This is a genomic window from Trabulsiella odontotermitis, from assembly GCF_001297775.1.
Classification (GTDB): Bacteria; Pseudomonadota; Gammaproteobacteria; order Enterobacterales; family Enterobacteriaceae; genus Trabulsiella; species Trabulsiella odontotermitis.
Genome location: NZ_LIFX01000003.1, coordinates 91,398 through 107,046, shown reverse-complemented (window position 1 = coordinate 107,046; position 15,649 = coordinate 91,398). Strand labels below are relative to the sequence as shown.

The following is a 15,649-nucleotide window of genomic DNA, read 5'->3' as shown; positions in this document are numbered from 1 at the left end:
TCCCTTATCCGTAATATTATTAACAGATCACATAAAACAACGTTTGAATAAAATTGAAATAACGTTTTAATTTATGTTAGGAGTTCACCGGAAGGTCTTTCAGTGATCATTCTCACAATTAAAAATGATCACACCCGTCAGTAAAAAATAAATTTTATGACGGGCGTTTTTATTAAAAACAAAAAATACATTCACCACGAATATTTAATTACAGGAAATCTTCACGCACCGGCGTAAACGTATCCAGTAATACCCCGGCCTGCAGACACACGCAGCCGTGCGGGATGTCAGGCCGCTTGTAGAGCGTGTCTCCGGCGGTGACTTTCCGCGTTTCATTACCGATAGTGAACTCGAATTCTCCTGACAGAATATAGGTTAATTGCTCATGAGGATGGCTGTGCATTGCGCCCACCGCGCCGGTGGCAAAATGCACTTCAACGGCCATTAATTGACCAGCATGCGCCAGTATTTTCCGGCTTACGCCATTTCCTAAAATTTCCAGTTTTGTGTCATTGTAGAATGTAAACATTATGCCTCCGCGTAAAATGAAACGTTATTTCACATTAAAGAAAAGAGGCACGGAGAATAAAAAAAGGCAGGAGAAAAAAACAGAGGCGGCGCACAAAATGTCTCTTTTCGCTGCCCGCCGGAGGATGACCGGCAGCGAAAGGCCGGTTAATCGTGACGCGATTCCTGCAGGCGGGGCGTTGAAGAGCTAAACAGCAGGCGTGCGCAGATGACCAGCGCGACAATCAGCGCCACGCAGACCAGCGTCCATTCGCCCATTTGTGAGAAAAAGTGGCCGTAGGCGGCGATTGCCGAATCACTGATTTGCGATTCGGTGGTCTGTTGCGCCACCACGCCCGCCAGCCAGTTTGCCACCGCGCCGGTCGCCAGCATGTAGATCCCGGTCAGTACGCCGGTCACGCCTGGCATGTTAAGCCGGGTGATCTGCGCCATCGCCACCGGATCAATAAACAGCTCGGCAAAACCCATCAGCGCCAGTCCGGCAATCATCATGCCCATCGACGCCTGACCGTGCAGTTCGCCCTGCCGCGCGTTCAGCGCCAGCAGCATAAAACCGGCGCCCATCAGCGCCAGACCGGCGGCGAACTTCATCCACACGCGCAGTACCGAGCGCACGCTGCCTTCCGGGCGGATAAGCCATGCCAGCACCACGCCCGCCACCATCACCGCGATGGCATTAACCGACTGGAACAGCGCGGTCGGCACTTCCGTGCTGAACCAGTGACGATTAACGAAGCGGTCGATAAACAGGCTGATCGAGCTGCCGCCCTGTTGCGCCAGCACCCAGAACAGCGTGCCCGCGGTCATCAGCAGGACGATTTGCCACAACGCACGACGGTGTTCCGGCGATTTAATCATGATCCGCGCCACCATCTGCGCGGCAAAGACGCAGACCAGCGCCAGCAGATAGCCCGACCAGTCATTCTCCAGCAGCAGCGTGAAGAAGAGCGGCGCCACACACAACATCGCCACCAGCCAGCCCCAGGTTGGCAGCACAAAGGTGACGCGTTGCAGGGCGGCTTTGTCTACGCCGCGCGTACCGCGGAAGTGACGATGGCCGCTTAAGAAGATCATCAGACCGATGAACATCCCGACGCCCGCCAGCGCGAAGCCGACGTGCCAGCCGTACCACTGTGCCGTCAGCCCACAGGCGACAGGGGCGACGATCGAACCGACATTCCCCGCCGCGTACAGCAACGAAAAACCGCCGTCACGACGATGATCGTCATGCGCGTACAGTTCGCCCAGCAGACAGCTGATATTCGATTTAAACAGGCCATAGCCGCAAATGATGATCGCCAGCGCAAGGTAGAGACTCCATGTCGTGTCAGATTCCACGCCCAGCACCACGTGGCCGAGCGTCATTAACAGCGCACCGGCAACGATCGCCATGCGGTTGCCGAGCAGGCGGTCGGCAATCCAGCCGCCAAGAATGGGGGTAACGTAGACCAGAGAAGCGTAAGCACTGAACAGGCTGATGGCGCGACGGTCATCGAAACCAAGCTGGTGAGTGAGATAGAGGATGAGTAAGGCACGCATGCCGTAGAAGCTGAAATATTCCCAGATTTGAATCGCCACGATGTAATAGATCGCGCGCGGTTGTGAGAGTGTTTTCATGCGGTCTCCCTGCGGTCTGTCAAATTTGCCCGGCGGCGCGTCGCTTGCGCGGGCCTACATGCGGATCGTAGGCCGGGTAAGCGCAGTGCCACCCGGCAATGAAAAAAGGGAAGTGGCAAAACCACTTCCCTCAGTTACCTCAGTTACTTGGTGTTTTCTTTCAGCACTTTCACAGTGTAACGACCGTCTGCCTGGCGATAGGCGCCGTGGATATCGGTTTCGAAGCCCGGATAGTGAGCACCGATTTCGCACAGCATCTGCAGGAATTCCAGCACCGGACGGCTCTCTTCAGTGATCATCTCACCCGGCATGACCAGCGGAACTCCCGGAGGATACGGCAGGATCATGTTGGCGTTGACGCGGCCCACCATCTCTTCGAGGTACACCTCTTCCACTTCGCTGTGCAGCTCTTTCTGGAACGCTTTGTACGGCGTCATAACCATTGCCGGCAGCACTTCGAACGCGCGGAACATCAGGTCCGGCAGGTTGTGATGTTCAACCAGTTTGTGAATGTTCTGCGCCAGATCCTGAATACGCATGTTTTCATAGAACTCAGGATCTTCGCGGTACAGCGACGGCAGCATGTTTTTCACCCGCAGGTTCAGGTCGAACGCGCGTTTGAAGTCGGTCAGCGCACGCAGCAGGCTCAGCGCTTTGGTTTTGTCGATACCGATGCTGAACAGGAACAGCAGGTTGTACGGACCGGTTTTCTCAACAATGATACCGTGCTCATCAAGGTATTTCGCCACGATGCTGGCCGGAATACCGAAGTCGTCCATGGTACCGTCTTTCTTCATCCCCGGGGTCAGAATGGTGACTTTGATCGGGTCGAGGTACATGTGTTCGTTATCGATGTTTTTGAAACCGTGCCATGCGCTGTCAGAACGCAGCGGCCAGCATTCCGGTGAATCGATATGTTCCGGCTGCCATACGTCGAAGAACCAGCCATCGGATTCCCCTTTCAGGCGCTTGATCTCTTTACGGAACTTGATCGCACGCTGAATGGAACCGCTGATCATGCGCTTACCGGCATTGCCTTTCATCATCGCCGCCGCGGTTTCGGTGGACGCCACGATACCGTAGTGCGGCGACGTGGTGGTGTGCATCATGTAGGCTTCGTTGAAGGTTTCTTCGTTAACGTCACCTTTCACATGGATCATGGACGCCTGCGAGAATGCCGCCAGCAGTTTGTGCGTGGACTGGGTTTCATAGATCACTTTACCTTCCACACGGCCACCGCTCATACCGCATTTGCCTTCGTAAATCGGCGAGAAGTTGGTGTAAGGCACCCAGGCGGAGTCAAAGTGGATGGATTTCACATCCAGCGTTTTCTTGATGTAATCGGTGTTGTACAGCAGGCCGTCATACGTGGAGTTGGTAATCACGGCGTGTACCGGCCAGCTGGCGTTCGGCGTTTCTTTTACGCGTTTAGCGATAGTGGCATGCTGGAATTCACTCTGCGGAATGCCGCCGAGGATGCCGTACGCGTTACGGGTCGGACGGAAGTAGATCGGCGTGATATCGCTCATCATCATCAGATGAGTCAGCGATTTATGGCAGTTACGGTCAATCAGCACGGTGCTGCCTGCCGGTGCGGAGTACATCCCGACGATTTTGTTCGCGGTAGACGTCCCGTTGGTCACCATATAGCTGCGTTCAGCGTTAAACACGCGTGCAATATACTCTTCGGCTTCTTTATGCGGACCGCTGTGGTCGAGCAGAGAACCCAGTTCAGACACAGAAATAGAGATGTCTGATTTCATGGTGTTCGGGCCAAAGAAATCGTAGAAGATGCTACCGACCGGGCTTTTCTGGAAGGCGGTGCCACCCATGTGGCCTGGGGTACAGAACGTGTATTTGCCTTCACGAACATATTTGAACAGTGCTTTGGTCAGCGGCGGCAGAATGGCGTCGATGTATTCATCGGTATTCTGTTTGATTTTTGCCGCGATATCGTCAGCCGCGCCCAGCGCATATTCAAAGAAACGGACCTGCATACGGAGGTCGTTGAGACTCACATCGAGCGTGGAGTAGGTATTAGCGAAGGCGTACAGCGGCATGTACTCATTCATTTCGCTGATTTCTTCGCACAGTTCGAGGTTGTATTTATCCCAGTCGAAAATCACACCGCACAACTGCGCATTGTTTTCGATAAGTTTCAGTAAATCTTCGCGGTCGTTCGGATAAACAATGCGGAAGTCCAGGCGTTCCAGGGCGCGATGCAGCTCACGGATAGGTTCTTCTTTAAAGTAGACACCCATGTGATTCATGATTGCGATAACGTTCATACTCGTATCTCCAGGTGTAGAAGGCCCCTCCCGTCACGGTGTGACAGGGGTAAGGAGGGGCACAGAGAAAGGGTTAAGAATTAATGCGCGTCAGCGGTCTGTGTTTCAGTAGCAACTTTGTTTTGCTGACGTTGGGACATTTTGCGGCCGTAGAACATCAGGATGACCAGGCTGATGATAAAGGTGCCGGAAAGTTCGAAAGAGCCTGCACCCATCAGCGCGATGAAGCAGAAGCCACAGCCGAGGACAGAGCAAACCAGGCTTGCGAGGTTACGAATGTTGATGCCTTCGAAACGAATCAGGTCAACGCAAGAGTAGAAGTAAGGCAGCATGGTCAGCAGTACCGCGATACCGGTCAGCTCACCGAACAGGTCAGAGGCTTTACCACCGCTGGAGTTCATGACGGTGATGAGAACCATCAGCGCGGTCATTTTCACTGCGGCCAGCAGCAAGCCTTTTTTCGGAATACCGTTGCTGTCGACTTCGCCATACACTTTCGGGAAGTTGCCATCGTTAGCGGCACGCATACCGGCCTGGCCAACCAGCATCATCCATGAGCCCAGCGACGTCAGGCACGCAAAGGCGGTGAAGGCGGAAACCACCGGCGCAGCCCAGCCGCCCAGAATGGTGGAAGCACTGATGGCGAACGGCGCACCAGAGGCCGCCATCTGCGATGCCGGATACATACCTACCAGCACCTGCGTTGCGGCGATGTAGACCAGACCGGCCATCGCGGTACCCAGCATGGTTGCCAGCGGCACAGTGCGTTTCGGGTTGTTGACCATACCGGTACTTACCGCGGCGGATTCAACACCGATGAACGCCCACAGGCAGAGCAGAATACTTTTCACCACCGCGTGGCTGTCAGTGGTCTGCGAGGTGTTCCAGTTAGCCTGATAAGTGGCAGCATCGAACCAGTGCCAGCCGACAACTGCGGTCATCACAACCGGGATCAGCACCAGCACCAGGCCAATAGTGGTCAGACGGCTTACCCAGGTACCACCGAGCATATTCACGAAGGTGAAGATCCACACGATGGCAATACAGGCAATACCGGCCGGAACCGGGTTATTTAACACCGGGAAGAAGGTAGAAAGATAAGAGACGGCAGTAATACCGATGGCAAGGTTACCAATCCAGTTTGCGTGATAATAAAGCACGCCGGTCTGGAAACCGAATGCCGGAGATAATTCCCCTGCATACGCAATTGGACCACCCTGTTGTGGGTTTTTGGTGGCCAGCCGGGCATAAACATATGCCAGAGACATTGCACCAATAATAGATATAACCCATCCCCAAATAGCAATACCACCAATGCTTGCGAGGTTCGCAGGTAATAACGCAATCCCGCTCCCCATCATATTACCAGCGACAACGCCGGTACAGGCAAATAGCCCGATCTTCTTGGCAGAACTCATGTTTCTTTTTCTCCTGAGCTTTACTTTGGAGGTGCGGACCATGATGCAAATTATTTATTGATCCGACCGACTGCCAACAAGATTAAGGATTCTTATGAGAGAAGTCCTAAGGATTAAATGAATTAATGGCAAACATCAGACAAATGACATCCTGAGCTTTTTGCGTTAACACATCAACAAGACAAGTTGACATCATAAAAAGATAAACATCGTTGTTTTACAGCAGGTTGTGAGCATCAGAAGGTGTTAAAAAGCGGTTGTAGATCGCCGTCAGATCGGTGAATTTTAGTAACAAATCGAATATTGTTGATATACATAAAATTAACCTCATCATGCCCTTAAAAAGCAGCATGATGAGAGTTTACTTATTCTGAAGAGAGGAAATTGTCGAGATATGGAACAACGCGGGTAACGGAAGTCTGGAATACGCCGTTTTCAATCCAGTACAAGGTGTTTTCACCGGGGCGCAAATTAAACGCGGTAAGATAGGCATCCGCAGCCTGACGGTTGGCGCCTTTCATTTCATATACTTTGCCGAGCAACACATAATTCAGCCAGGACATTTCCAGATCGATACCAGTATTAATGGCTTCGAACGCTTCATTAACGTTGCCTTTGCCCAACTGATCAATCGTTCGTATTTGATAAACGATCGACTCATCTTTCATGCCGGGAATATTTTCCACCCGGTTAATTTCTTCATACATCGCCGCCAGTTGTGCGCCATTCAGCGGCTGCTGTGAATGACGTAATACATCCACCAGCACTTTCTCTGCATACGCATAGGTAAATTCCGGCGACTGCTTCGTGATGTCATTGAGAATATCACTGGCTTTGCCTAACGAATCGACATCACCGTTCATTAAGAATTGATGCGCCTGATAGAAGCGCGACAGCGAGGTACTTTGCAGCGGCTGATACTGCCGGAGCATCTCCTGCATTTTTTCCGGCCACGGCTGTTTCAGCGCTTCGGAAAGGCTGCTCAACAGGTCATTCTGAATTGCCAGCTGGTTGCCGTCGGTAATGAAGTAGCGCTTGTCGAGCATGCTCGACCCGTCGGCGTTATCCACCAGTTGTACTGACATAAAACATTGCTGCGCGCGGTAGTGACGCTGATTGACGAACTCAATCGACAGCGTTTTTCCGGAACTGCTGGGTTCATTGACGTTGTAGTTCGTTTTGTCATGCACCATAAAGGTGGAGTAGGTGTTGAGCGAGGTAGTCACCAGGCTGCCAAGCCCGACGGCGTACGAACGCTGCGACATCCAGTTATTGCAGGAGTTACCGTTCTCCAGACGAATGTCGATATCACGCGGGTTGAGCAGCAGCCGCGTTTTGGTGACTGCCGGGTGCGATTTGAGCGTCGACATCGTCACCAGCGCGACACAAGTACCGAGCGCCAGCAGGAACAGACACCATACCCAGAAGGTCGCGAGGCGTTTGCGTTTTTCAGGTTTCACCACGGGCGGGGCGGCTGGCGCGGCGGGGTTCGCGGCGACAGGCATCTGAGCGGATTCAACCGGCGCCTGAACCTCAGCGGCTGGCGCTGCTGGCGTGAGTTCCTCGCCCTCTTCCGTACACCACATCACCGGAGCCGTCAGCTTGTAGCCCCGTTTAGGCACGGTAACAATGTATTCCGGGCTGTTATCATCACCATCTTTCAGCGATTTACGCAGCTCAGAAACGCTCTGCGTGACAACATGGCTGGTGACGACGTTTCGCGTCCAGACATTATCAATGAGCTCATCACGGCTCAGTACTTCGTCGGGATGGCGGGCAAAAAAAACCAGAAGGTCAATCAAACGCGGTTCTAATGTGAGCTGGCGTCCCTGACGGCTGATTTGATTGACGGAGGGTATAACCAGCCACTCTCCGACACGCACAACAGATTGTTGCATAAAAAAAAGCCCAAAAAGCAAAAAGGGAAACGCGGATTATATCATATTTGGCCCCCTCAATTTTGATGAGCCTCACTACCTCTGCGACGTAACCGTGTCCTGGCGGATTATTACTTAATACGCAATAGTCTATTGCCACTATTGGCATTTATCTCACTAATCAGCGGGAATATCCTGTGCCCCATCGTGTTGTTGACCACAGCACTCGTTAATTGAAAAAACAAACTCAGGAATATCCCAATGAAAACTATCACGACATTTATTACTGCTGCGGCTTTCTCTCTGCTGGCCTTTGGCGCTTCTGCTCATACCATCTCTGCAACCGGTAATACCCTGGACTCAGCTGAAGCGGCGCTGGCGGCAAAAGCCAAAGCCGAAGGGAAAAGCGACTACAAAATCACCAGCGCCCGCATGGGTAACTTTGTCATGATGACTGCCGAGCTGGATAAATAACATCGGCTGTATTGCCAGTACCGGAGATCGTCTCCCGTTTAAGTGAGGAAAAAATTCTATGTTATTCGATCAGTATTCACTTAACGCATTGCCGCTGAAAAGCCGCATTGTCATGCCGCCGATGACCCGCTCTCGCGCTGGCGCTGGCGATGTCGCGACCGACGACATGGCGGAATACTACGCACAGCGTGCCAGTGCCGGGCTTATCATCAGCGAAGGCACGCAGATCAGCCAGCAGGGCCAGGGCTATGCCTGGACGCCGGGTATCTATAACGACCCGCAGATTGCAGGCTGGAAAAAAGTGACTGACGCCGTGCACCACGCGGGCGGCAAAATCTTTGCGCAACTGTGGCACGTAGGCCGCGTTTCACATACCGTTCTGCAGCCAGGCAATGCCGCGCCGGTCTCTTCTTCCGCCATTCAGGCGGAAGGCGTGAAAGTGTTCGTTGACATAGAAGGCCGCGGTCCGGAAAACGGCGTGGGTGAGATGGTGCAGCACTCCATGCCGCGTGCGCTGACGCTGGAAGAGATCCCCGGCATTATTGCTGATTACGCACAGGCGGCCCGTAACGCCATTGCCGCCGGTTTCGACGGCGTTGAGTTGCACGGCGCTAACGGCTACCTGATCAACCAGTTTATTGATTCGCGTGAAAACCTGCGCGACGACCAGTACGGCGGCTCGCTGCAAAACCGTCTGCGTTTTCTCAAAGAAGTGGCAGAAGCGGTTTCCGCCGCCATCGGGAAAGAGAAGCTCGGCATTCGCCTGGCGCCACTGACCACGCTGATGGGCTCGAAAGATGACACGCCGGAAGCGACGTACCTCGCAGCGGCAAGCGTGCTCAATGAGATTGGCATTGCGTATATTCATATTGCGGAAGCCGACTGGGAAGATGCGCCGGTGATGCCTGCGGCCTTCAAAGAAGCGCTGCGTATTATCTTCCACGGCACGCTGATCTACTCCGGCAAATACACCGTGGAACGCGCGGAAGAAGCGCTGGCAAAAGGCTGGGCGGATCTGATTGGTTTCGGCCGTCCGTTTATTGCCAACCCGGATTTGCCGTATCGTTTGCAGCATAATTTACCGCTGAACCAGCCGGTTCGTGAGCAGTTCTTCGGCGGTGGTAAAGCCGGTTACCTCGATTACCCGACGGTGAACAGTAAGTAAGTCCTTGCTCCCGTTGATTCTGAAAGCCCCGCAATAAACGCGGGGCTTTTGTTTTTGGCTAACGGAAATTTAAGAATGAATTACCTGGCGAAAAGTCTTCGCGCATAACCCGTGAAACAAACAACCGCAAACGGTCATTACAATTAACAAATCGATAGCATCCTGATCCTGTATATCACATCCCTGTGGCGATATTTCACATACACCAAAGGAGTAATGAGAATAAATTGCACCCAGGAATTTCTGTCAGTCAGAAAATGAATTTCACAGTCACGGTCAGATTCATCACAAAAGCCAGCATCCATCGGGCTTCAGCCATATTCGCTTGATCGACATCAATTAACGTTCCCCGCTAACAACTTATCGTTAAACACTGGACATACTGGGGATAGTGAATAATGAAAAATAAAATTAGCGAGATTTTAAATAAAGAAATCTCACGACGGGAAGCGATGACGACAGCCGCCAAAATTGGCTCTGCCGTTGCGCTGAGCAATGCCGTTACCTTGCCGTTTTCATCCGTAGCACAAGCCGCAACACCCGCCGACGCCACCACCGGTGAGACCGTACGCCACAGTGCGTGCCTGGTAAACTGTGGCAGCCGCTGCCCGCTGAAAGTTATCGTGAAGGACGATCGCATCGTGCGTATCGAGCCTGAAGATGCCCGCGACGATGCGGTATTTGGCGAGCACCAGATCCGCCCTTGCCTGCGCGGACGCTCCAGCCGCTGGCGCGTATACAGCCCGGACCGAATTAAGTATCCGATGAAACGCGTCGGTAAACGTGGCGAAGGAAAATTCAAACGCATCAGCTGGGAAGAAGCGACGAAATTCATTGCCGATGAGCTGACACGTATTACCGAAAAATATGGTCGTGAAGCTATTTATTATAACTATCAATCCGGGGCCTATTATCACACCCAGGGAACGCCAGCCTGGAAACGTTTACTAAACATTTCCGGCGGCTATTTGAATTACCACAATACCTATTCCACCGCCCAAATTGCGACCGCGACACCTTATACGCACGGCAAATATGCTGGTAGCCATTTTACCGAAATCGCCCATTCTGATTTGGTGGTTTTCTTCGGTCTGAATCTGTCGGAAACGCGTATGTCCGGCGGCGGCCAGGTGGAGGAAATTCGCCGCGCGCTGGAAACCTCCAATGCCAAAGTGGTGATTATCGACCCTCGTTATACCGACTCGGTGATTGCAGAACATGCGGAATGGCTGCCCATTCGCCCGACCACCGACGCCGCACTGGTCGCCGGGATCGCCTGGACGCTGATCAGCGAAAACCTGATCGACGAAGCGGAAATTAATAAATACTGCGTCGGCTACGACAGCACCACCCTGCCTGCGCAGGCCGCGCCGAACGCCAGCTATAAAGATTACATTCTCGGCACCGGCCCGGACGGGATCGCCAAGACGCCGGAATGGGCCGCGGCAATCACCGGGCTTCCGGCAGTGCGCATCAAACAACTGGCACGGGAAATCGCCGGCGCGAAAGCCTGTTATATCTGCCAGGGCTGGGGACCGCAGCGCCACGCCAACGGCGAGCAAACCGTCCGCGCCATCCAGATGCTGCCCGCGCTGACCGGCCACTTTGGTCTGCCTGGCACCAACAACGGCAACTGGCCTTACGGTACACCGTACGGCGTTCCGCTGCTGCCGACCGAGACCAATCCGATTACCACGTCGATCCCCTGCTATCTGTGGACCGATGCGATTCTGAATCCGGAAAAAATGACCGCCAACACCATGGGCGTGAAAGGCACGGATAAGCTGAAAACCGGGATCAAACTGGTAGTCAATCAGGCGGGGAACGCGCTGATAAACCAGCATGGCAACATCAAACGTACACGCGAAATCCTGGCGGATGAAACGCTGTGCGAAACGATCATCGTGATTGAAAACCACATGACACCCAGCGCGAAATTTGCCGATATTCTGCTGCCGGAAACCAGCTACCTTGAAGCCGACGATCTGGTCGACAGCTCCTACGCGGCGGGTTCGCACAACTATATGATCGCGCTGCAGAAGACCATCACACCGATGTGGGAAGTACGCAGTACTTACGATATCTGCGCCGACATCGCCGGGCATCTCGGTCTGCGGGAGAAATTCACCCTCGGCAGAACGCAGGCGCAATGGGCCGAGTTCCATTATCAGCAGATCAAAGAGAAACGCGATTATTTGCCTGAATGGAACGTCGCTAAAACCAAAGGGGTCATCGACCAGCAAATAGCGACCGACAAACAGAGCCTGGTGTTCGCGGATTTCCGCACGGACCCGGTTGCCAACCCGCTCACCACGCCATCAGGTAAGATTGAGATCTACTCGCAGGCGCTGGCGGATCTGGCGCAGAAATGGACGCTGCTGGAAGGCGATCGCATCCCGGCGGTACCGGAATTCTGCGTGGTGAAAGAGTCACACCTCAACAAGACGTTGACGGAGAAATACCCGCTGCAACTGAGCGGATTCCATACCAAAGGGCATACCCACTCCACGTACACCAACATTCTGGCGCTTCACGAAGCGGTGCCAGACGAAGTGTGGATCAACCCGATCGATGCCCGCGCGCGGCAACTGGAAAACGGCGATCTGGTGCGTGTGTTTAATGATCGCGGGGTGGTTGAGATCCCCTGCAAGGTGACAAACCGCATTATCCCGGGCGTGGCCGCCATGCCGCAGGGCGCATGGACTCGTCTTGATAATGACGGGGTTGATGTCGGTCGCTGTATCAACTCGCTGACCAACCATCTGCCCTCACCGCTGGCGAAAGGCAACCCGCAACACACGAACCTGGTTGAGATTAAACGCGCTTAAGGAGTGATCTGATATGAAACAATATGGCTTTTACGTTGACTCCTCGCGCTGTTCAGGCTGCAAAACCTGCCAGGTCAGTTGTAAGGACAATAAAGATTTAGATGTCGGACCGAAACTGCGCCGCGTATACGAATACGGCGGCGGCGAGTGGGTAAAGGAAGGCGACAGCTGGCACAACGACACGTTCGCCTACTATCTCTCCATCGCCTGTAACCACTGCGATGAACCCACCTGCACCGCAGGCTGCCCGACGGGCGCGATGCACAAGCGTGAAGAAGATGGTCTGGTCGTGGTCGACGACACCATTTGCGTCGGCTGCCGCTACTGTGAAATGCGCTGCCCGTACGGTGCGCCGCAATTTGATGCGAAAGCGAAAGTGATGCGCAAATGCGACGGTTGCCTGGATCGGCTGGCGCAAAACCTGCGCCCGATCTGCGTCGATTCCTGCCCGCAGCGCGCGCTGGATTTCGGCCCGATTGACGAGCTGCGCGCAAAATATGGCAGCGAAAACGAGATTGCGCCGCTGCCGTCTGCCTCATTCACTCGCCCTAACCTGATCGTCAAACCGCATCCGAAGGCGAAAGCCAGCGGTGATAAGGCAGGCGCCATTCAGAATCTGCAGGAGACTCGCCATGCATGAGTTACCTCTGGTGTTTTTCACCGTCTTTACGCAGTGCGCCGTGGGCGCGTTTATCCTGTTGCTGATCGGTGGCGCGCTGAAGCAGATTGACGCGCGACGAATGGCCATTGGGCTGTTCACGGCGATGTGCCTGTTTGGTCTTGGCGTGGTGATGGGTATTTTCCACGTCGGGCAACCGGCGCGGGCGCTGAATATGCTGTTCCGCGTCGGGGAATCGCCAATGAGCAACGAAATCGCGCTCTCAGCGGTGTTCGGCACGCTCGGCGGCCTTAGTGCGCTTGGGCTGCTGTTGAAACGCGGTGCGTCATCGCTGTTTGTCTCCCTCGCCTGGCTGGCGGCGGCGGTCGGCGTAATCTTTGTGCTCGCCATTCCGCGCATTTACCAGTTGCCAACCGTCGCGACCTGGAGCTCGCACTACACCACCGCCATCATGGTGCTGACACCGTTCATCGGCGGTGGCGCGCTGGCCGCCTTCTTTGGTGCGCGCCGCGTGGGACTGTGGGTTTGCATCATCGCCATTCTCGCCAGTTTCTGCTTGTTGCCTGGATATATGTCGACTATCACAAATGCAGACAGCGCGTTGGCATCGGCGCAAACAACGTGGTTCACTGCTCAGGGAGTCCTGTTAGCACTCGGGTTGATCTGCGCAATGGCATACGCACGACGAAATTCCGGGCAACCGGTACTGGCGACCGCGGTGCTGGTGATCGTCGCAGCGGAGCTGGCAGGTCGGGTCGCTTTCTATAACTTATGGACGTTACCGATGTAATCAGTGGGCAGCCAGCGGATGACTGGCTGCCGTTTTCGTCTGGCCGGGTCACAACAGGAGTGAATGACATGTCAGCCCATGCAGTAATGACGCGAATCCTCGGTGCTTTGTTTTACTATTCACCTGAGCGTAGCGAAACCCGGGAGCTGTTGCAGTGCCTCCCGACATTACCTTCCCTTTATTCATGGAACGATCCTGAACGAATCGCCGCGCTTTGCGAGCAATGGCCACAACCTGATGACGAGGCGTTGATCTGGCAATTTTCAACGCTTTTTGAAGGTCAGGGTGAAATGGTCGCCCCGCCGTGGGGTTCCGTTTATCTGGAAAGAGATAACCTGTTGATGGGGGAATCTACTGCCCTGTACCGCGCGTTTTTGCGCCGTCACGGCATTGCTTTTGATGGTAAAGACAATGAGCCTGAAGACCAGTTCGGCCTGATGCTGCTCGCCTGGAGCGCCCTGCTGGAGCGCGGAAACCCGAACGCGGCCGCCACGCTGCTGGAAGTACATTTGCTGCCGTGGGCGCATCGCTATCTCGAACTGCTCAAGCGCAATGAGATTAGCCCGTTCTACGCCCGTCTCGCCAGAGTCGCGACACTGTTTCTTAATGATATTCAGCAGCGAAAAGCGCTGCGACCAGAGACCAGAAGGTTGTTTTTCTGATGAGCAAATCCGAGCGGTATTATCAGGAGTACCTCTCACATCGTCACGTCAGTCGGCGCGGGCTGTTCCGCGCCGTCGTCAGCGCCGCCCGTCAGGTTGCGCCGGAAACGCCGTCCGCGTATCCCGCGATCCCGCTGCCGCCCGGCGCGCTACCTGTTGCCGAATTCCATGCGCAATGCACTCAGTGTCATCTCTGTATTGACGCCTGCCCGATGGGAATTCTGGATAAACACGAAAGCGGGCTGCCGCAGCTCAATATTCAGTACGCCAGTTGCGATGGCTGTGGACGGTGCATTGAGGCCTGCGATGTCGGCGCATTGTTGCCGCAGGCACAGTTCGACACCGGCCTGCGCCCCGTTTTCAACGCCAGTTGCATCAACCCGGTTCGCCGCTGCAATCAGTGTGTGGATAGTTGTCCCTCGCAGGCCTGTACTCCTGGAGAAACATGGCTGCCAGAACTGGACAGCGAACGCTGCACAGGCTGTGGCGAATGCCTGGTTCAGTGCAATTACGACGCCGTGACCCTTGTCCCCTCTGCCTTTTGAAAAACAACAGAATATTCCCCTGGACTTTCCTCAAATTGTCACTTGCCTTGCAGAAAACTTCAGTTACAATACCCAACATGTAGTACCATTTGTGACGTAATGACGCTACATCTAGCATTTCCTTGTTAAACATGTGCTTATATCGCGCTCGCGCATATTTTCACATTGAGGAGGTACTGCCATGCGTACAGATGTCATTTCACACGGCAAGAACGATCAAATGATGAGGCTCGCGCTTGAGCTTGTCAGTACTGAGCTGAAACGGAAAGTGACCATCCCGGCGCTGACCGGCTCAGAACTGAAACAGTTAATGATGTGGCTTAAAGCGCTCAAGTAATTCCGGCGCTTGCGGAGCCCTCATTTTTCGGGGTCGCCAGACTCCCGTGCCCTCGTCGCCCCGCTACATTCGTGGTTCCACCCCAGCCCAGGTACCTATAAGCATTTAATAATGTATAAAAACAAAAAAACAGAGAACCATTACGGCTCTCTGTGTGTTTTAGCGCTGGGGTATTTTCCCCATTCCCTGACGCTTTCTGTCAGCTAAATTATTTCGCTGCTTTCAGCTGAGCAGTCACCTGCTCCATTGCATCCAGAGCCGGTTTGCATGCCTGCTCCTGAGATTCAGCCGGAAGTGCGGTAATTTGTGTTTTACTTTGCTCAAACTGCGTTTTCAACGTCTCAATTTGTGCTTTCGCTTCCGGGTGCGCTTTCGCCATTTCAATAAAGTTTTCAACGGAGTCAAAGTACTTCTGGCAAGTCGGACTCACATCAGCTGCATAAGAAGCCGACGCAGCAGAAACGAACAACATTGCTAATAATGCTTTTTTCATAGTTCCCT

14 protein-coding genes are annotated in these 15,649 nt (G+C 53.9%); 8 read left to right on the top strand and 6 right to left on the bottom strand.

The window, feature by feature from the left end; genetic code table 11:
• Nucleotides 1–208: 208 nt before the first annotated feature.
• The 5 genes from AOY23_RS04040 to cadC all read right to left on the bottom strand — a co-directional run bounded on the left by AOY23_RS04040 (nt 209) and on the right by cadC (nt 7,749).
• A complete protein-coding gene (locus tag AOY23_RS04040) occupies nt 209–529 on the bottom strand; it encodes a cupin domain-containing protein (RefSeq protein WP_054177554.1) in 321 nt (106 codons plus the stop codon).
• Nucleotides 530–675: 146 nt separating this feature from the next.
• Nucleotides 676–2,145 carry a dipeptide permease DtpD gene (gene dtpD / locus AOY23_RS04035; RefSeq protein WP_054177553.1) on the bottom strand — a complete coding sequence of 490 codons (1,470 nt, stop codon included), beginning with the start codon at nt 2,143–2,145 and terminating at the stop codon, nt 676–678.
• 143 nt (nt 2,146–2,288) lie between these two features.
• Nucleotides 2,289–4,433: a lysine decarboxylase CadA gene (gene cadA, locus AOY23_RS04030; RefSeq protein WP_054177552.1), complete on the bottom strand. Its 2,145-nt coding sequence runs from the start codon at nt 4,431–4,433 to the stop codon at nt 2,289–2,291.
• Nucleotides 4,434–4,513: 80 nt separating this feature from the next.
• The gene (gene cadB, locus AOY23_RS04025) at nt 4,514–5,851 is read right to left on the bottom strand and encodes a cadaverine/lysine antiporter (RefSeq protein WP_054177551.1); all 1,338 of its coding nucleotides are present in this window, start codon (nt 5,849–5,851) and stop codon (nt 4,514–4,516) included.
• 365 nt (nt 5,852–6,216) lie between these two features.
• Nucleotides 6,217–7,749 carry a lysine decarboxylation/transport transcriptional activator CadC gene (gene cadC / locus AOY23_RS04020; protein ID WP_054177810.1) on the bottom strand — a complete coding sequence of 511 codons (1,533 nt, stop codon included), beginning with the start codon at nt 7,747–7,749 and terminating at the stop codon, nt 6,217–6,219.
• A gap of 240 nt (nt 7,750–7,989) precedes the next feature.
• Here cadC and AOY23_RS04015 point away from each other — a divergent pair, with 240 nt between their 5' ends.
• From AOY23_RS04015 to AOY23_RS22785, 8 genes are all read left to right on the top strand, one after another.
• Entirely contained in the window at nt 7,990–8,202 is a 213-nt protein-coding gene (locus AOY23_RS04015) for a YdgH/BhsA/McbA-like domain containing protein (protein WP_054177550.1), read from the top strand.
• A 58-nt stretch (nt 8,203–8,260) separates the two neighbouring features.
• Nucleotides 8,261–9,367, top strand: coding sequence for an alkene reductase (locus AOY23_RS04010; protein ID WP_054177549.1), 1,107 nt, complete (start codon nt 8,261–8,263; stop codon nt 9,365–9,367).
• Between the two features lie 398 nt (nt 9,368–9,765).
• Nucleotides 9,766–12,195 carry a DMSO/selenate family reductase complex A subunit gene (locus tag AOY23_RS04005; protein WP_054177548.1) on the top strand — a complete coding sequence of 810 codons (2,430 nt, stop codon included), beginning with the start codon at nt 9,766–9,768 and terminating at the stop codon, nt 12,193–12,195.
• A 13-nt stretch (nt 12,196–12,208) separates the two neighbouring features.
• Nucleotides 12,209–12,835: a DMSO/selenate family reductase complex B subunit gene (locus AOY23_RS04000; protein ID WP_054177547.1), complete on the top strand. Its 627-nt coding sequence runs from the start codon at nt 12,209–12,211 to the stop codon at nt 12,833–12,835.
• Nucleotides 12,828–13,604, top strand: coding sequence for a dimethyl sulfoxide reductase anchor subunit family protein (locus AOY23_RS03995; protein WP_054177546.1), 777 nt, complete (start codon nt 12,828–12,830; stop codon nt 13,602–13,604). Before AOY23_RS04000 ends, AOY23_RS03995 begins: the two co-directional genes overlap by 8 nt.
• Nucleotides 13,605–13,672: 68 nt before the next feature.
• Nucleotides 13,673–14,266, top strand: a complete 594-nt coding sequence (locus AOY23_RS03990) for a molecular chaperone TorD family protein (protein WP_054177545.1) — start codon at nt 13,673–13,675, stop codon at nt 14,264–14,266.
• Nucleotides 14,266–14,811, top strand: coding sequence for a 4Fe-4S binding protein (locus tag AOY23_RS21510; RefSeq protein ID WP_072170915.1), 546 nt, complete (start codon nt 14,266–14,268; stop codon nt 14,809–14,811). The genes AOY23_RS03990 and AOY23_RS21510 overlap by 1 nt, the downstream gene beginning before the upstream one ends.
• A 181-nt stretch (nt 14,812–14,992) precedes the next feature.
• A complete protein-coding gene (locus tag AOY23_RS22785) occupies nt 14,993–15,148 on the top strand; it encodes a hypothetical protein (protein ID WP_155483930.1) in 156 nt (51 codons plus the stop codon).
• Nucleotides 15,149–15,356: 208 nt separating this feature from the next.
• Here AOY23_RS22785 and AOY23_RS03980 read toward each other — a convergent pair whose 3' ends face one another.
• Nucleotides 15,357–15,641 (bottom strand): DUF5339 domain-containing protein, encoded by a 285-nt coding sequence (locus tag AOY23_RS03980; RefSeq protein ID WP_054177544.1) that lies wholly within the window; start codon nt 15,639–15,641, stop codon nt 15,357–15,359.
• Nucleotides 15,642–15,649 lie beyond the last annotated feature (8 nt).